Annotated in this window: 16 protein-coding genes; 5 read left to right on the top strand and 11 right to left on the bottom strand. The window is 53.1% G+C overall.

What is annotated here, in order from left to right; genetic code table 11:
- Positions 1–28: 28 nt before the first annotated feature.
- Positions 29–283 carry a hypothetical protein gene (locus tag F457_RS0111010; RefSeq protein WP_156809450.1) on the bottom strand — a complete coding sequence of 85 codons (255 nt, stop codon included), beginning with the start codon at positions 281–283 and terminating at the stop codon, positions 29–31.
- Between the two features lie 492 nt (positions 284–775).
- Between F457_RS0111010 and F457_RS0111000 the strand changes: the two genes are divergently transcribed.
- The gene (locus F457_RS0111000; RefSeq protein WP_018981199.1) at positions 776–1,318 is read left to right on the top strand and encodes an RDD family protein; all 543 of its coding nucleotides are present in this window, start codon (positions 776–778) and stop codon (positions 1,316–1,318) included.
- 90 nt (positions 1,319–1,408) lie between these two features.
- Here the strand turns inward: F457_RS0111000 and F457_RS0110995 are convergent, their stop codons facing one another.
- From F457_RS0110995 to F457_RS0110950, 10 genes are all read right to left on the bottom strand, one after another.
- Positions 1,409–2,680, bottom strand: a complete 1,272-nt coding sequence (locus F457_RS0110995; protein WP_018981198.1) for an NAD(P)/FAD-dependent oxidoreductase — start codon at positions 2,678–2,680, stop codon at positions 1,409–1,411.
- 154 nt (positions 2,681–2,834) lie between these two features.
- A complete protein-coding gene (locus F457_RS0110990) occupies positions 2,835–4,097 on the bottom strand; it encodes an NAD(P)/FAD-dependent oxidoreductase (RefSeq protein WP_018981197.1) in 1,263 nt (420 codons plus the stop codon).
- 25 nt (positions 4,098–4,122) lie between these two features.
- On the bottom strand, positions 4,123–4,542 hold the full coding sequence (locus F457_RS13010) for a hypothetical protein (RefSeq protein ID WP_018981196.1): 420 nt from the start codon (positions 4,540–4,542) through the stop codon (positions 4,123–4,125).
- Positions 4,535–5,326 (bottom strand): beta-ketoacyl synthase chain length factor, encoded by a 792-nt coding sequence (locus tag F457_RS0110980; RefSeq protein ID WP_018981195.1) that lies wholly within the window; start codon positions 5,324–5,326, stop codon positions 4,535–4,537. Before F457_RS0110980 ends, F457_RS13010 begins: the two co-directional genes overlap by 8 nt.
- On the bottom strand, positions 5,323–6,528 hold the full coding sequence (locus F457_RS0110975; RefSeq protein WP_018981194.1) for a beta-ketoacyl-[acyl-carrier-protein] synthase family protein: 1,206 nt from the start codon (positions 6,526–6,528) through the stop codon (positions 5,323–5,325). The genes F457_RS0110980 and F457_RS0110975 overlap by 4 nt, the downstream gene beginning before the upstream one ends.
- Positions 6,525–8,843: an MMPL family transporter gene (locus F457_RS0110970; protein ID WP_018981193.1), complete on the bottom strand. Its 2,319-nt coding sequence runs from the start codon at positions 8,841–8,843 to the stop codon at positions 6,525–6,527. Before F457_RS0110970 ends, F457_RS0110975 begins: the two co-directional genes overlap by 4 nt.
- On the bottom strand, positions 8,843–9,487 hold the full coding sequence (locus F457_RS13005; protein WP_018981192.1) for a LolA-related protein: 645 nt from the start codon (positions 9,485–9,487) through the stop codon (positions 8,843–8,845). Before F457_RS13005 ends, F457_RS0110970 begins: the two co-directional genes overlap by 1 nt.
- 4 nt (positions 9,488–9,491) lie before the next feature.
- Positions 9,492–10,406: an LpxL/LpxP family acyltransferase gene (locus F457_RS0110960; RefSeq protein WP_018981191.1), complete on the bottom strand. Its 915-nt coding sequence runs from the start codon at positions 10,404–10,406 to the stop codon at positions 9,492–9,494.
- Positions 10,403–12,061 carry an AMP-binding protein gene (locus F457_RS13000; RefSeq protein ID WP_018981190.1) on the bottom strand — a complete coding sequence of 553 codons (1,659 nt, stop codon included), beginning with the start codon at positions 12,059–12,061 and terminating at the stop codon, positions 10,403–10,405. Before F457_RS13000 ends, F457_RS0110960 begins: the two co-directional genes overlap by 4 nt.
- Before the next feature lie 12 nt (positions 12,062–12,073).
- Complete coding sequence (locus tag F457_RS0110950) at positions 12,074–12,361, bottom strand: phosphopantetheine-binding protein (protein ID WP_018981189.1); 288 nt, start codon at positions 12,359–12,361, stop codon at positions 12,074–12,076.
- 176 nt (positions 12,362–12,537) lie between these two features.
- Here F457_RS0110950 and F457_RS12995 point away from each other — a divergent pair, with 176 nt between their 5' ends.
- The 4 genes from F457_RS12995 to F457_RS12985 form a co-directional block, all read left to right on the top strand.
- On the top strand, positions 12,538–13,047 hold the full coding sequence (locus F457_RS12995; RefSeq protein WP_018981187.1) for a COG4648 family protein: 510 nt from the start codon (positions 12,538–12,540) through the stop codon (positions 13,045–13,047).
- A gap of 86 nt (positions 13,048–13,133) precedes the next feature.
- On the top strand, positions 13,134–13,868 hold the full coding sequence (locus tag F457_RS0110940; protein WP_018981186.1) for a class I SAM-dependent methyltransferase: 735 nt from the start codon (positions 13,134–13,136) through the stop codon (positions 13,866–13,868).
- A 3-nt stretch (positions 13,869–13,871) separates the two neighbouring features.
- Positions 13,872–14,885 carry a chorismate transformation enzyme, FkbO/Hyg5 family gene (locus tag F457_RS12990; protein WP_018981185.1) on the top strand — a complete coding sequence of 338 codons (1,014 nt, stop codon included), beginning with the start codon at positions 13,872–13,874 and terminating at the stop codon, positions 14,883–14,885.
- A 326-nt stretch (positions 14,886–15,211) separates the two neighbouring features.
- Positions 15,212–16,503, top strand: a 1,292-nt coding sequence (locus tag F457_RS12985) for a beta strand repeat-containing protein (RefSeq protein ID WP_040921110.1), incomplete at its 3' end; no start/stop codon positions are given.

Genomic DNA, 16,503 nt, shown 5'->3' with positions numbered 1-16,503 from the left:
AGAGCGTGATGTCCGGCAAGTTAATTTTCTATGATGTATGTTTCTTTTGTTTTTTCGTTGACGCTGTATGACGGCAGCCATGTGTGGAGCGGGGAGGGGCTTTTTTGGGGTTAAGTGCGGAGGCTTTGTCATAAAGGAGGCGGTCGAGTGCCCATGAATCCACGTCAAGTATTTTGGCAAGTGCTCGAAGGATGTTTTCTTTTTTCTTATAAGATGTTTCTTTAAATCCCCAATGTTCTAGAAGGCCGTTTATTCTTCTATCAATGGCGAAGTGATCTTTCATGATGTCATCGCACGTATCCATTGGAATATTGCGCGCATATTTATCTCCAATGTAGCTGTATGTCTTTAGATATTTGATAAGGGCATGCGCTGTGGGTTGGCTTCGGTACCCCTTTCCAATCGCCTGTGGGCCGCCTTCGCCCCCATTCTTGAGCGCCTTGGCGCATTTGAGAAAGAGAGCCTTTCATTTCTCTCAACTCTTTTTGACGTGTATCTATGAGACTATCATCAAACATAATAAGACCTTCCTGATATGTGTCCCGAATATTCTGCCGTCATTATTTTTCCATTAAAAGAGGCATGCTGGCCTATGGAGTCCTTCGACTGTTTAGGGGGAGTGATGACAGGATTTCTATAATGATGTCGCAATAATATTTCTATCAATTTATTTTTTAGCGAGATAAAGTGTAGAGCGTTTCTGGGGCTGCCAAGGCCTAAAATATGGAATGACATGGAGCGGTAGAGGGTAAAGCGTTTGTCTAAGTGCGTTAAAATGGTTCTTCAGTTGATACGGCGTTATCTTGCGCGTACTTTTGGTATGATGGTGATCGCGGTTATTCTCTTAATAATTGGGGTTGAAACTGGTCAGATCTCGTTTCTTCTAAGTTCCCTGAATGGGCTGTCTTTGGGAGGAAAAATGGCTCTCCTCTATGGGGTGAGCTTTGCTCTGATGGTGGTTTGCTTCTTGTGCGAAGTCATGACCACACTGATTTTTGGACGGACGGTAGGGAAGATTATTTACGGCATTTCTGTCAAAGACCAAGACGGAGACAATGCCTCACCTGCTTTGTCGCTGAAGCGTTCTGCCTTAGCTTGGAGTGTGGGGCTGGGGCTGATGCTCCCTTATCTCTATACCATTTGCCTTATTATTTCTTTGGTGCATGTCTGTCGTCGTGGTGCTTCGTGGTGGGATCAGAAGCTGAGTACCTATGAGCAGTTCTCACCTTATCGGTGGTGGCAGTGGGTTTTGGGGATCATGGCCTATATCGCGCCATGTGTTGTTTTAGGCATTTATGTAGTGCGTAGGCTTGTTTAACCGTCGTTTCTTGTAGGGGCTTGGAGGTTGGTTTCACGTGAAACACTCCTGCAAGAAGGGAAGGAAAGCCTCCCTTCTTATGACGCGCCTTTAGGCTTTGGGTGTGGAGGAGCGTCGGAAGCGTTTTGTGCAAGTAAAGAACAGCATAAAGGCGCGCAAAGGCAGCATGACGCGCCATGAGGGGGAGAAATCCCCCGCGAGAGGGGAAATCATGGCATCGCGCATGCGTTGACGCATGCGGTGATGCTGTGGCCGCATGAGAAATCGGCGCAGGTCTGGGTCGTTAAGGCGATAAACAAACCAGCTAATCAAACGCATTTCCTGTCGCGCTTGTTTTTCAGCAGCACGCGCTTCTTTTCGGCCTAGCTCTGCGTGTTGCAGCCATTGTTGAGCGACATGAACGCCACGCAACGCACTTTTCATAGCCAGCATAACCCCTGCGGGAAAGATGGGGTCAAGAAAGCCAAAAGCATCACCGATGATGAAGTAACGCTCGCCCCATGCTTTATCACCTTTATAGGAATAATGGCCGGTATAGGTCAGTGGCATGACCGCTTCAGCCTTGGCCATACGTTTACTGATACTTGGGCTATGACGCACATAAGCCCAGAAAATATCATCGGCTGAGCCTTTGTATTTCTGCATTCTGTCATAATCACCGACAAAGCCAATGCTCATAATGTCATTGGGGAGAGGGATCATCCAAAACCAGCCGCCTGGAACGGTACGAATGGAGGCGTAGCCCTCTTGGTCTTCTCCCTTTGCACGAGGCACATGGCGGAAATGGCTAAAGATAGCGGCCTTATTATTGCGATGGTTGTTGAATTTTGTGCCATGCTGGCGGAGCATGAGGGTATCGCGCCCTGAAGCATCCAAGATAAAGCGCGGTTGATAAATAACGGTTTGTTCGTCTTTCGTACAGACTTCAACAAGCGGTGCGCTAGGGGTGGGGAACTGTACCCGGACAACGCGTGTCTCCTCAAATGTTTTCGCTCCGGCCTTTTCAGCATTGCGAAAAAGAAGGGCGTCAAAGTCCGCACGACGAACTTGATAAGCGTGATCAGCCTGCGCTTCCATCGCGTGGCGAAAGGAGAAAAAGTAGCGTTCTTCTTGTGTATCGGAGGCGAATTCACTGCCTGTTTTATAAACCCCCATAGCCGTGACCTCGTCAAGCACGCCGAGCTCTTTGAGAATAGGGAGGTTACATGCAAGAAGGGATTCCCCAATATGGAAGCGCGGGTGGCGTTTCTTCTCTATCATCACAACATCCAGCCCTTCCCGCGCTAGAAGGGTGGCTGCTGTACTGCCTGCGGGGCCTCCGCCAATAATGAGAACATCACAAGAGAGGGGAGGTTGAGGCATGGGACACTTCTCACATTAAGAACGACTAACGAGAACATAACAATGCTCACGTTGGTGACAAGCTCTTTAACGCTATTAGGACGTAAGAAAAAGGATACCCCCTCTTATGAGCGTGATAGAGCTCTACCCACTCATGAGGGCGAGTGGTACGATGTTATGTGAACCGTGGGCGACGGATGATATATTTAGCGATAAAGAAAACGAGTGTGAAGGCTCTAAAGGGCAGCATGACGCGCCATGAGGGTGAAAAATTCCCCGCGAGAAGCGCAATGATCGCGTCACGCATACGCAGCGGATGGTTTTTGGGACGCATAAAGAAATAACGCAGAAGGGGATCGTTGATCCGGTACACAAGCCACCCGATGAGACGCATTTCTTTACGTGTTTGGCGTTCAGCCTTGCGGGCTTCTTTACGGCCACGCTTGGGGTCTTTGAGCCAAGCCTGTGCGACCTTGGCCCCACGCAGCGCACCATTCATGGCCAGCATCACACCGGAGGAAAAAACAGGGTCGAGAAAGCCGAACGCGTCACCGATGATGAAGTAACGCTCGCCCCATGCTTTGTCGCCTTTATAGGAATAATTGCCGGTTGTGGAAATAGGGGCCAAGGCTTCGGCTTTTTCCATACGGTTGCGCACACTCTCGCTGGCATTCACATGTTTCCAGAAGAGCGTTTCAAGCGAACCACCATGATTTTTGAAACTGTCATGATCACCCACAAAACCGACGCTCATAATGTCATCGGGAAGGGGGATCATCCAAAACCACCCGCCTTTGACGAGATGGACGGAGATATAGCCCTCCATATCCTTCCCTTCGGCGCGTGGCACATGGCGGAAATGGCTAAAGAGAGCGGCTTTGTTATTGCGACGATCGGCAAATGTCTTCCCATGCTGGCGGAGCATGAGCGCGTCACGGCCTGAGGCATCAAGGAGAAAGCGCGGGCTGTAGGTGCGGGTCTCGCCGTCTTTCGTGCGGACATCAACCAAAGGGCGGCCATTGGGGGGGAAGGACACGGTGGTGACGCGGGTTTCTTCACAGGTGGTGGCGCCGGCCTTTGCCGCATTGCGGAACAGCAGGGCGTCAAAATCAGCCCGGCGCACTTGAAAGGCATGATCGGCTTGGCGATCAATGGCGTGGCGGAATGGAAAAGAGAGGCGCCCTTCACCCGTATCGGTAACGAATTCAGCGCCCGGTTTATGGACGCCCATCGCCGCGACCTCTTCAAGCACGCCAAGCTCTTTAAGGATGGGAAGGTTAGAGGCGAGGAGGGACTCCCCAATATGGAAGCGCGGATGGCGTTCTTTCTCGATCATCACCACATCCAGCCCTTGGCGAGCAAGAACGGTGGCGGCTGTGCTTCCTGCAGGGCCACCACCTATGATGAGAACATCGCACGAGAGGGGAGATTGAGACATAGAGCAATCCTCGCATCAAAAATTGTTACGGAAACATAACGGTACCAGAGCCTGTCACAAGCTCTCGTGCGTCCGGTGCATAGAGAGAGAAACGGTAGATCATCCCAGTGGGAGCGTTATGCTCTTGGGTGACGGTCATGGTTAAATAGCCCCAATGTGGCTCATCAAGGCGAGAGCATTGTATGTGCACGTCGCGCATACTGGCCAGCCATCCTTGCCGGACTTCATGAGAGGTCAGCGCTCCATGCAGGGCGGCGGCCTGCATCGCCATTTCCACACCAATGATGGGCGGGAGGCTCCCATGCGAGCGATAGGGGTTGGTTGGGTCACGGGGGTCGTCTGTCACAGCGGTGAGCGTCGTCTCATCCCAGCGTGAAACGGCGCTGAGCAAACAGCTCTTTCCTTGGTGGGGAATGAGGCGGGCGATGGCGTTCCGGTCAAGCATGGGTGAGCTCCACGGTGAGGGTGTGCTGGCCATAGGGAAGATGCAGCGTGTGGTTCTCATGGTGCGCAAGGGCGTGCAGTAAGGGCAGAAGACGCCCTGCGGGGTTATAGCGCGCCATGTCTTGAAGTGTCACTGGGAGCTGTATGGCTGGGTCTGTTTCGGTGACCTCGTTGTGTAAGGAGAGGGAAAGCTGTGGGCCCGCATGGGCGCCCGGTGTCAGGACGAAGGCACAGCCGAAAGGCTGGTCTGTCCGGCGGACTGTGCCTAATGAGCCGGGAATAGGCGCATCATACGCACAGAAGAGCAGGGGCGTCTCCTCACTCGAGGCTTCTGTTGCGGCTTTGAGCAGGGCTGCGGCGACGGTCTCGTTATGGAAGCCTAAAGAGACGGCCGGTTGTTGGCAGTGATGGGCGATCATCCAATAGCCTGCCGGGGCATTATGGACAGAGTTGTGGAACATGGAGGGTGACACCGCTCCCATGGGCGAGGCGAGCGCGTCTAAAATACGGTTGATGATGAAGCCATCTCCGTTTGAGCTCGCAAAGAGAGCCGGCAGCTCTGAGGCCTCATAAGGCCCGTTTTGGCAAGCCTCTTGAGCGCAGAGGAGGGCGAGGCGGATCACTTGGCTCGCGCGGCGGCGCTCATTGGGGGGAAGGAGCGAGGGTGGCGGAAGCTTGCGCGTATCATCAACCCGAGGCTGCTCCCCGCGGAGAATGGCTTGCGTGGCGTCCCATCCGTTGAGGCCAGACCCCCAGACACCAATACTGTTGATGGTGATGATCATGCCATGGTTCCCACAATAAGACTGCTATTGGTGCCACCAAAACCAAAGGCATTGTTCATGACGATCTGTGGTGCGGCATGGCGATGGGTGAGGAGCATATCGCTGTGGAAGGTGGGATCAATGTCCGTACTGTTCATACAAGGGGGCAAGAAATGTTGGTTAAGCACAATCGCACAGACCATCGTTTCCAAAATGCCGGACGCTCCGAGTGTATGGCCAGACCATCCTTTGGTCGAAGAGCAGGGCGTGTGGGGGCCAAAGAGAGCGGTCATCGCTTTATCCTCCATGGCATCATTGGCGCGGCTTCCGGTGCCGTGCATATTGATATAGCCAATGTCATCAGGGCGAAGCTGGGCGCGTTTAAGCGCTTTTGTCATCGCCTGTGTCGCGCCGGCTCCTGTTGGGTCGGGGGCGGACATATGGTGGCCGTCACTGCTGGCGCCATAGCCAAGGAGGCGAAGGCGATACCCGGAGACGGTCGTGGAGAGCGGGCGGGCGCCTGCACGTTCTAACAACGCAAACCCCGCCGCTTCACCGATGGAAATCCCGTCCCGCGTGGCGTCACAAGGGCGCGTGACGGTTGGGTCGATCAGCTCAAGGGAGGCAAACCCTTGAAGGGTCATGCGGCAGAGGCTATCCGCCCCGCCGACAACGACAGCATCACAAAACCCGCTCGTGATTAAATGCGCGGCGTCAATAAAGGCGCGGGTTGAGGACGCGCAGGCGTTGGAGACCGTCAGGCTTGGCCCGGTCAGCCCCAGACGAGCAGCGACAAAGTGCGGCAGTGAGGCGAGGTCTTGCGTGGTGTTGTAATGGAACGTTTCAGGAAGGGTGAGTTCCCCCGCTGGGCGAGCGGCATAGGCTTCTTCTGCGCTGAGAATACCTGACGTGCTGGTACCCATAACGATGCCGATGCGATGAGCGCCATAATGGTTGCGTGCCTCAATGACAGCGTCAAGAAAACCATCGCTGGTGAGGGCGTAATTTGCAAGGTGGTTATTGCGGCAGTCATACAGGGCGAGTGCCTCGGGAAGGGTATGGTCTTCAATCCCGGAAACGCGACCGATGGAGCCGCGACCATTGGGCTGAAACTGGTCTGGCTGAAGGGTGGTGCGTGTGCTTTGGAGCGTTTGGCATGTGGCCTCGACCCCGCGGCCCATGGCGCTTACGGCGGTGCCGGCTGTGATGATGAGGTCGTTCATGCCGTGCGATGCTCCTCATGATGAGAGGGGCGTGCGCCCATCAGAAGAAAGCTTGTGCCAAGAGAGAGGGCGGTGCCGATTGAAATGGTCAAACCGAGTTCGTGAAGAAGGGGCGTCTCGCAACTGGCGAGAATACCGAAGGAAAGAACGGTCATGATGTTACAGGTCAAGAGGGTGCGGAGCGTTCGCGTACGTTCGGCATCATCAAGCTGAGGGCGGCCGAAGAAGAGGGCGTAATCTATCGCGACACCCAGCACAAAGGCCAGAGCGACGAGGTGGATAATGGAAAAAATCGGTGTGTGCAAGCGCAGTATGGCCAAAAGGGTGATCATGATGAGCCCTAAGGTGAGTGTCAGGCGCAAAGCGCGCCGGGTATTGCGTAAAAAGAGGAACAGAGCGCCTAAAGCAAGGCTCGTGCCGAGCAGGAGCCCCAAAGCAGCACGCTCAATATGAGGGCGTAAGAGGTCGCCTACGGCTGTTTTGAGGGAGATCATCATCAGGGAGGGATCATGCTGGGCGTGTTCGATCAACGCCTGACGTGCGTGATCGGTACGGGGGAGCAGCACGCCATACCACTGTTGTTGTCGGGCAAAAAGCAGGAACTGAAGGCGATGGCCTAACGCGGTGCCGTCCAAGTCCGACAGCGTCAGAGGAGGCAGCGTTTGGGCATGGGTGATCTCCCCCGGTAGGGCGGCAAAACTGTCGGGTTGGAACGGCGTGTTGGGCACGGTGGACTGGAGAGCCGCTTGGAGAGTGTCGCGAGACGGCAGGGCGCGCTGGCGCTCCTCCTGACGGGCAGGGCTGGGGAGAAGAGAGGCGGCGGCTTCGAGTGAAAGGGAGGGGGGAAGCTGTGCGAGGAGGCGTTCTTCGTCTTCCAAAACATGGTCACGGCTCGTGCCTTGCAGCACGCCGATGACGGATAAGGACGGCGCCCCAAGTTGTTGGCGGAGAGTGCGGTCTTGGGCCTGGAGCGTGGCTGGAATAGGGTTAAGCACTTCGCCCTGACGTTCGGCTTTAAAAGGGCAGAGCACCAGCAGAGCAAGGGCGGGTGGGGCGACCAGCCAACAGAAACGGCGGTAGCGCCGAAGGCCCTCCCAACGCAGGAGGGCGGGAGACGGCCCTTGATGATAGGTTGCGAGGTCTGCTTGTGTGACGAGGGCGGGCATGATCCATAAGGTGACGCAGGCGGCGGTCATAATCCCGATAGCGGAGAAGAGCCCAAGCTGGACAAGCCCCGGGAGGCCGCAAAAGATCATGCTGGAGAGGCTGACGGTTGCGGTAAAGGCTGCCATTTTGAGGCTCGGGCCAATGCGGTTCAGCACAACGGAGATCGCCTCGCCACGATCACGATGGCCGAGGAGGAGCACGGGATAATCCAGCGACACGCCCAGCATGGTCATCCCAAACCCGAGGGCGATCCCGTGAACCCAGCCGAAGAGGAGCTTGAGCACCAGCATTGAGGCCGAGAGAGAGAGCAAGAAGGGCACAGCAATCGTGGCCAGCACCCACAGGGAACGGAAACGCCAATACAGAACCCCCGCGACAAGGAGAAGCGAGAGCAAGGCGAGGCGATCCATATCATGACGGAGCGAGTGCGCTGCCATGACGGAGAAGACCGGCGATCCTGTTAGAGTAAGGCGGCTACGGGGCGTATTGAGATGGCTACGCTCGAAAGCGTCTGTGATGCGGTGATAACTCTCTTTGAGAGACGCTGTATCAAGGCTGGTATGGCGCAGTTGCAGCAGCATAAGCGTGCTGTGATGGTCTGGCGTTACCCAGAAGCCGTCCATCGTGGCCGGTTGTGTGGAGGTGGACAGGGCGGCAAGCGTGTCTGGATAGGCCCCCGTGGGGTCTTTAAAGCCGATTTCTTCGACTAAGGGCGAAGCGGCTGTTTGTAATAAATCGTAGAGACGATCAAAATCCTTTTTAAGGGCCGGGGCGGAGAAATTGCGTGTTTGGTCATGCGGGGCTAGCCCGTAGCGATGGGCAAAGAGAAGAGCTTGGTCTTTTTGCGTATTGAGCGCGGCAGGCCCGTCTAAAATAAGGCTGAACAGATCGGTGGAGCTGAGCGCGTGATGAAAGCGCTGGGCGATTACGGGGAGGTCTTGGGGATGAGGCGTCGTGATAGACGCCATAATGAGGGATTGGTTCGCTCCATGCGTCACTTCGTCGAGAAGAAAGTGCGAGCGTGCATCATGAGGACGGGGGAGAAACGCCTGCATATCCATCCGCAGCCCAATAGAGGCAAAAGTGAGCGCTGCGACCACGATGGAGAGAAGAAGAGCGAGGAGGAGAGGCAGGCGTTTGCGGGTCATCAGTGGGTAATGATCGTGTCGGTCACGTCATTATTGGCTTGAATGAGGTGAATGCTCTCAATGGCGTTATTATGGCCTGTCATTTGCACGATATGCACCATATGGGCCACCTCGCTTGTGCGCGGCGTCATGGTGAGTGTCCATGAGGCGGGATCCCCTTGGGCTGAGAGGCTGTAGAACTGTTTCAGCAGGGCCGTATTGCCTTGGAGGGGGCCGCGGATCGTAGCGGCCATCAGTTCCAGCACGGGGGTGATATGAAGCGGCAGGGTGCGAGCGGGGCTCTTACCATGATGGATCTGCACAGCATCGCCTTCCATAATCAACGTATCATGGATGGGGGCTGTGGTGATTTTCTCAATATGGTCTGGGGCGCGGAACCGCAGAATACCCGAGCTTTTAAGCGGCGCTTTCAGGGCGCGCACGCTATGGGTTTCGCGGAAATGATTGTCGCGCTCGGGCACTTGCCCAAGATGGGTGAGAATGGTTTCAGCCAAGCTTTCTTGCGGCGTGAGCGACGGCGTTGATGCTGGAGGAGGGCTTGAGGGCGTTGTGCTCGCTGTCTCTGCCTGTGCTGGAGACGGCAGCGTTAGCGAAAGAGGGAGGAGCAAGGTCAGCAGAGTGTGTGGAGAGCGGAGCCAAGACATAGGGTTAGAGACCTTCTTCCCAAAAGTCGAAAAAATTAAACCAGGCGAACGGGCTACGTTGACATAACCCCTCCATCCATTGGGCATATCGGCCCATGAGAGGGGTTGGATCAGCTTTAAGAGGGGCAGCAGGTTCATCGGTTAAAAGAGTATCAAGAAGAGGCTCGCATGCAATACGGTACGCCCCATTTTTCTGCCGCAAAGCTGAAACGAGCACGACGGGCGCCCCGGTAAGAGCGGCGAGCTGGAAAGGGCCCGCGGGCAATGGGGCCTTATGACCAAGAAATGGAAGAGCGATAGAGCGGCTCTGATCATGGGCACGATCGGCTAAAATCCCAACGACTTGGCCTTTTTTGAGAGCACTGACTGTGGTGAGCATACTGTCAGGCTGACCGAGTTCGATAATATCAGCATTAAAATCGGGAGCGAGCTGTTCGATAAAATGTGATGTGGTGCCCAAGAAACGCCGATACATGAGCATCCTAAAACGGACGGAGGCTGTCAGGCCAAATTGGCGCAGTGCATCAAAAGAGCCAATATGAGCCCCCATAAGAATGCAGCCTTTGCCGTGTTGAAGAGCTGCGTGGAGGTGCTCTGTCCCGTGACATTGGATCTTGTCCGGGTCAAAGCGCCCGCTGAGGAGGAAAATCCTATCTACAATATTGGTGCTGTAGGCGTAGATATGTTGTAGCACCATGAGGTGATGAGGCCGGCGGTCGAGCTTTCCCGCGTGATAAAGATGGGTTAGGTAACGCCAAGAGGCTCGCCGGACAGTTGGATAAAAAAGGGCATAATAAAGAGTAGCCGGCCCGCGTAACCATGATGCGGCATGAGGGCCTAGATGTTTTATGATCCCTATAAGGAGATAGGCCGTGAGCCGATTGCCTTTCTCAGGACGCAACCATGTGTTGCCACTCATTGAGGCGCTCCTTTAGCGCGCCCATGTAGGATCGTGTCTCCTTCAGTGCGGCTATCTGCATGGTGGAGCGTAAAGCGGAACTCGTTCTCTGCAGTACGGCTTGAGAACAAGGTCATCGGTTGATCGGGCCGCACAAGGGAGAGGAACTTAACAGATGTTATTGTGCTGACATCGTATTGAAGATGGTGAAAGACAGCATCAAGCAGAACGACGCCGGGCACAACAGGATTGCCGGGGAAATGACCCGGAAGGGCGGGGTGGCTGGCAGGAATATGGAACGTGCCATAACAACGCTTTTCCATATAATGTTCCACCAATGCTTCCCATGCGTGGCGGGGGAGCTTGCCTACGGCATTGCGTGGTAATGTGGAGAGCTCGATGAGCCGCCGCGGCATAAAGGACGGGTCGATATGCTCGCGGAGGGCTTTCATAATAGAGCGGCTGTCACGGTTGGGCGCAACGATAAAAGCCTGTAGGCGGGTGGGCTCATGGAGCGATCCGGCCGCCTCACCTCCCGTCAAGAGAGGGGCAAAACAGCCGTCAAGAACCCCGTCCACCTGCAATAACGCTTTGTTGAGCGCTGCGTAGGACGTGCGCTTCCCAGCGATTTTGAGGATATCGCCCTTTCGCCCGATGAGATGGAAATGTCGATCATCGTCAAGGGCAATGACATCGTTGAGCGGATGAGGCGTCGCATAAGGCGCCTCAAAGAGATAGGTCTCTTTTTGCGTATCGGTGGGGTCTAAGAGCAGGGACGTATCGTCATAAAGGCGCCACGGAGCGTCGCTGAGGGTTCGACGAAAGGCAATGGAGCCTGTTTCTGTGGAGCCATAAATCTCCATGACGGGGGCATTGAAGCTATCTTCGGCGTGTTGGGCGAGGTCTACTGGTAAGGGAGCTGACGCCGAGATGATACGTTCAAGGCTGGGGAGGGCGGCCTGTGCTGTTGTGAGAGAGCGCAGATGAACCGGCGTTGTCACGAGTGTATGGGGCGCTGGCGTTTGAGCGAGGAGTTTCTCAATATCACTGGGAAAAAAACAGGGGCCGCTTGCCGTGGTCGTAGGGGTATGGAGGCTTTGGAGAATGAGCGTTTCAAACCCGTACATATGATAAGGTGGCACGGTGCCTAAAAGGGTTGTGGTGCGCGAGGTAGCGTTAGGCTGCGTGACGGCGAGCAGCGGAAACGCTGTGTGGCTACGGGCCACGAGTTCTCCCCAACATTTACGGTGTTTCTTGGCCTGTCCTGTACTGCCAGATGTAAAGACTTCTGCCGCGATTATGTGCGCTGGAAGGGAGGGGTTGTCCCATTTCTGGGCAATGAGCTCTGAGAGTGGAGGGAGCGGAAATATGTTCAGAACAGAGGGAAGGTTGGGGCCTGTGCAGACAGCGTTATAATCGTTCTGGAGAGCTAACAGCTGGGAGGGGGCCTGTTGGCTTGACAGGAGGCAGGTTTGCCCGCGCAACAGGGTTGCGAGAAACACGACGGTAAAATCAAGAAGATGAGTATGTAGGTTGAGCAGAGGCCGGTCTGGCAAGCGCTCCGCCAAAGCCCATGCGTGGGAGAGGAGCTGTGTGCCGGTTATCGGCCCCGCAGCGGTATAAAAAATAGCCCGCTCGGGTGCAGTGATAAGAGAAAGGTCATGCTGTGCGGTCATGGGATCGTCTGGTTATCGTGCCGGACGATGAGTTTCAATATACTGAGCGAGAGAGCGGAGAGAGTGGAAAATCTTGCGATTATTCTCGTCATGAGACTCAAGCTTAATGCTATACTGTGTATTGACCATTAACGCTATTTCGAGCACATCAATGGAATCAAGTCCAAGTCCCTCACCAAAGAGAGGACTTGTTGGGTCGATTTCGTGTGGATCCATGTCTAGTTGAACGGCATCAACAAGATGGACAGCCAGTTCGCTCTCAAAGGGTGATTGTTGGGAAGAGGAGGAAGATGTCGTCACGGAACAGTCAACTCATGATGAGGAACAAAGCTGAAAGTCTCATACCATTGGAGGCGTTACCCAGCAAGTGTCGCTTTTTTAGGGGGATACGCTTTGCTTCTTTTGGACTTGGTATTGTTTCTGTAACAACACTATCCTCCTCTCTAGGCTGTTCCTCTTTTTTGGTGAGTCTTGGCATGATCCTCCAAGTGCTGGGGATTATCCCCATGCACGGGCGATGGTGGTTTTTATTTCCTCCGCTTTTGGTGGTGTTGGCGGCTATGGGGTGGTGGGCGCCGATATGGACGAAGACGGGAGACCAGCTTTTCTTATACGGGGCTGCATTAGGGGGGCCGCTTACAGTATTTTCGTTGTCCCTTCGTCGTGGGGAAATTCCGCTCCTTACTCAAATAGCTGAGGGCGTTCATGGCTCGTTGCGGCTAGATGTACAGCGTTATACGCGGTGTTTGACATGGGGATGGGTTGTTTTCTTCATACTCGCCCTCGTTGCGCCGGCGTTTCTATGGGCTTTAGCGCCTCATCAACAGTGGTGGCACTATCCTCTAGGCGGTGGCGCTTTAGCCGTGGCGCTGTGTTTATTTCTTGTTGAAATCCCAGTACGGCGTCTCTTTATCCGCCAGTTTGACCACGCAACATTAGGGCAAAATCTGCGTGCGGGGTACATGGTTTTTATGAAGAAACACTAACAGCGCTGTGCTTTATTGCATTGGGGAAAACGGGCATCTATGCTCCGACCTCTTGATTGACTTTTTAAAGCTCGTGATTGCCTCCTATGTCAGACCCTGTAAAATCTCCTCATCCTTTTCTTTCGCGTTTTTATAGCCGTCCAGAAGAGCGTGAAGAGTTTGTGCGCGGTTTATTTGATGAAACAGCGGCTCACTATGATCGTATCAACAGCGTATTTTCATTTGGCACGGGGCGTTGGTATCGTCGGCGCATGCTGAAACGGGCGGGGCTGCGACCGGGACAGAAAATGTTGGATGTCGCTGTCGGCACGGGGTTGGTTGCGCGTGAAGCGGTCGCCATTACCGGGGCAGAGAATGTTATTGGGCTGGATATGAGCCCGGGAATGCTCCAAGAATGCCGTCGATTATTGCCCATTCAGCTCGTGCAAGGGGATGCGATGGACCTTCCTTTTGCGGATAAGAGCATGGATTTCCTCAGCATGGGGTATGCGCTGCGTCATGTAGCAGATTTGCACAAGACATTCTCGTCTTATCATCGCGTGCTTAAACCGGGTGGGAAGGTCTTAATATTAGAGATTAGCCGGGCAGAAAGCCGTTTGATGCAGAAGTTACTCTTCCTTTATTTGGGGCGGGTGGTTCCGTTTCTCTCTGGTATGGCGGCCTCTCGTGCAAGCCGTCGTTTGATGGATTATTACTGGGATACGATCGACCATTGCGTTCCGTATCAAGACATCATCACGGCGATGAAAGATGCCGGCTTTCACGATGTTCGTTGTGAGGTTTCCTGTGGTATTTTCCGTGCGTATATGGGGCGTGCTTAAACAGTGCTTTCTTCTTCTCGTCACGTGATGCTTCCTTGTTACAGCCATGAGCGGCCTAAAAATACGCAAAAGGCGTTCGCGGTTGTGCGTTATGGTGGTGAAGAAGCGACACTCTCTGTGGAAGATGGCTGCGTATGGATGTATCTTCCGGGGCCAAAGCCGGCGCGTTATGAATGCTGGCGAGCGGCTGCAATAACGTTTGGAGAAGACGAGAAGCGCGCAGAAGATGAGCGCCACGCTGGGCTTGATGATGGCATCGGGTGGAGTTGCGCGGGGGATGTGCTTTTTGCGGGCTTTTGGCTTGATGACCAGCCAGAGCTGAGTGAGGCGGTCAAAAGACGGTACGAAGCGCTTATCACCTTATGCCGTGCGAAGGGGTTTGGGCATTTTTATCGGATGTGGAATTATCTTGGGGCCATTAATGCCGATAATGCTCAAGGTGAAGAGCGCTATCGGGATTTTTGCTGTGGACGGTCGCAGGCTTTTGAAGCGATGGGTGTCAGTCTGACAGACCTTCCCGCGGCAACAGGGATTGGCCTATCAACAGGCGGGGTGGCGGTCTATGCGCTGGCTCATCGTGAAACGAGCGGGGTCAATATCGAAAATCCGCGCCAGTTACCTGCTTATCGCTATCCGCGCCGCTATGGGCGTCGTTCCCCCTCTTTCGCACGGGGAACCGTGATGGCCGGTGCGCAGCAGACGGTGCTGTATGTGTCTGGTACGGCGAGTATTATCGGCCATGAAACGGTTGGGCAAACATTGGCGGAACAGCAAGCCGTGATGGTTGAGAATATCCAAACCCTCCAAAAAACGGCGACCGAGCATTTTCCGGAGCTGGATTCAGTGACGTGCCAAAGTTTAAAAATCTACGTGCGTCACGGTAAAGATGGTTCGCTTATACAGCGTGCTATGCTGAAGATCTTTGGTGGAATGGCGGAGCAATCGCCCGTATTTATTGCTGATATTTGTCGAAAAGAATTGTTAGTGGAAGTAGAGGCTGTGTTTATAGGTCAATAGGGAGAGCATATGACGTATAGGTTTGGTTGGAATATAGCATTATTTTGCTTTGTGCCTGATATTGTAGGATGCTGTAGATAATTCTCTCTCTTTTCTGATAAAGGGAGGTTATCAATCAGATAATACATTAATATTTATAGTATAAATTAAATAAAAAATAAAAAAACAATGAAGGTAATATAAATATAAATCGAACTTTATTTCCCATGAAATTAACCTGTTCATTATGTTGACGTTAATTAAACATTACCATATCATGAGAGGCGCTTTGCCTGCATTGTTATTTTTAGGCAATTTTCTGTTTCAGATTTTCGGAGAGTGTGGGCGTGGTCTATCAAGCCGCTGACCGTGTGAAGAATGTATTGCGTCGAGGTGCTCGTTGCAGCACGATGAGTTTGTTGATGATGTCGACGACTTATGTCGGCGTGTCTGGTGCCTTTGCGCAAACGGCCTCTCCTTCTTCCTATAAGGATGTAATTAATAAGGTCGTACAAATTAATAATGGTCCAAATTCTTTTAATTGGCTTACGGCTACGCCTGTCTCCGGAACAGGTGACTGGAATACGGGCACATTCCAACTTTTAGATACGTCTACGGGGCAGGCGCAGTCATCCACGACGCACGACGTTAATGGTAATAATGTTATCTTTAGTGGAAGTAATCTTGTATATAATGCAAAAAATCCAATATTGACAGCTAGTACAAGTCGTTTCTATACTGCTAATGTTGCCATTGTAAATGGGGCTACTTTAAATTCAACTAGTGGTATAGAAGTAGGTTATCAGAATGGCTCTAATATTCCGGTATCTGTTTATGTCGATGGAAGTGCATCGACTTTAAATAATACTGGAGATATTTCAGTTGACAATACAGGAATCCTTTATGTTTCCAACGGTAATTTGATTTCAGATAGTTTGACGATAAGCGGACAGGCAACACTTGGAAAGAATACAACAATAAGAAGTAGAATTACAAACAATAATGGCGGTACATTAACATTAAATGGTCTAAATGTTGCATCTGGTTTAATTCAGGCGAATGATGGTGTAGTCAATGTCCAAAATGGTTCAGTAGTTAATGGAACATTTACAAACAATAATGATGGAACCATTAATTTAGACGGCGCTTCTGTTGGGTCTCTCAATAATAGTGGTACAGCAACGTTAGATAAAAACGCGACTATTTCCAATGGTGGAACGATAACGTCCAACCAAGGCAGTACGCTTAATCTTAACGGAACACAAATTGCCTCGGGTGTATTGCAGACTGTTAATGGAACGGTGACTGCGACAGGAGCTACTATTAATGATTCTGTAACGAATAATGGCACAGTCTCTTTAGCGAGCGGTGCAAAGGTAATGGGATCTATTACCTCTACGGGAAGTGGCATTCTGAATGTTAATTCAGGAGGAGCGAGTGCGGGCTCACTCAATGGCAGTGGGAACACCACGCTTGCACAAGGCAGCGGTCTGACGCTGACCGGTCAAGGTGGGAATTATTCCGGGACTATTACCGGCACGAATGACAAGGGTATTACGCTTGCCAATGGTGCGACGGCAGCGCTGACAGGGGCGAACCAGTATCAAGGCGATACGACGGTTGACCAGAACGCGAACCT

The organism is Saccharibacter floricola DSM 15669 (genome assembly GCF_000378165.1).
Classification (GTDB): Bacteria; Pseudomonadota; Alphaproteobacteria; order Acetobacterales; family Acetobacteraceae; genus Saccharibacter; species Saccharibacter floricola.
This window is presented reverse-complemented; position numbering and strand designations above follow the sequence as displayed.

Bases quoted from the DNA above. Each gene is read 5' to 3' on its own strand.
- F457_RS0111000 (WP_018981199.1), top strand. From the start codon at position 776: ATGGTTCTTCAGTTGATACGGCGTTATCTTGCGCGTACTTTTGGTATG.
- F457_RS0110940 (WP_018981186.1), top strand. From the start codon at position 13,134: ATGTCAGACCCTGTAAAATCTCCTCATCCTTTTCTTTCGCGTTTTTAT.
- F457_RS0110980 (WP_018981195.1), bottom strand. From the start codon at position 5,326: ATGATCATCACCATCAACAGTATTGGTGTCTGGGGGTCTGGCCTCAAC.
- F457_RS12995 (WP_018981187.1), top strand. From the start codon at position 12,538: ATGATCCTCCAAGTGCTGGGGATTATCCCCATGCACGGGCGATGGTGG.
- F457_RS0110970 (WP_018981193.1), bottom strand. From the start codon at position 8,843: ATGACCCGCAAACGCCTGCCTCTCCTCCTCGCTCTTCTTCTCTCCATC.
- F457_RS13005 (WP_018981192.1), bottom strand. From the start codon at position 9,487: ATGTCTTGGCTCCGCTCTCCACACACTCTGCTGACCTTGCTCCTCCCT.
- F457_RS0110990 (WP_018981197.1), bottom strand. From the start codon at position 4,097: ATGTCTCAATCTCCCCTCTCGTGCGATGTTCTCATCATAGGTGGTGGC.
- F457_RS13010 (WP_018981196.1), bottom strand. From the start codon at position 4,542: ATGCTTGACCGGAACGCCATCGCCCGCCTCATTCCCCACCAAGGAAAG.
- F457_RS0110975 (WP_018981194.1), bottom strand. From the start codon at position 6,528: ATGAACGACCTCATCATCACAGCCGGCACCGCCGTAAGCGCCATGGGC.
- F457_RS0111010 (WP_156809450.1), bottom strand. From the start codon at position 283: ATGAAAGATCACTTCGCCATTGATAGAAGAATAAACGGCCTTCTAGAA.
- F457_RS13000 (WP_018981190.1), bottom strand. From the start codon at position 12,061: ATGACCGCACAGCATGACCTTTCTCTTATCACTGCACCCGAGCGGGCT.
- F457_RS0110960 (WP_018981191.1), bottom strand. From the start codon at position 10,406: ATGAGTGGCAACACATGGTTGCGTCCTGAGAAAGGCAATCGGCTCACG.
- F457_RS0110995 (WP_018981198.1), bottom strand. From the start codon at position 2,680: ATGCCTCAACCTCCCCTCTCTTGTGATGTTCTCATTATTGGCGGAGGC.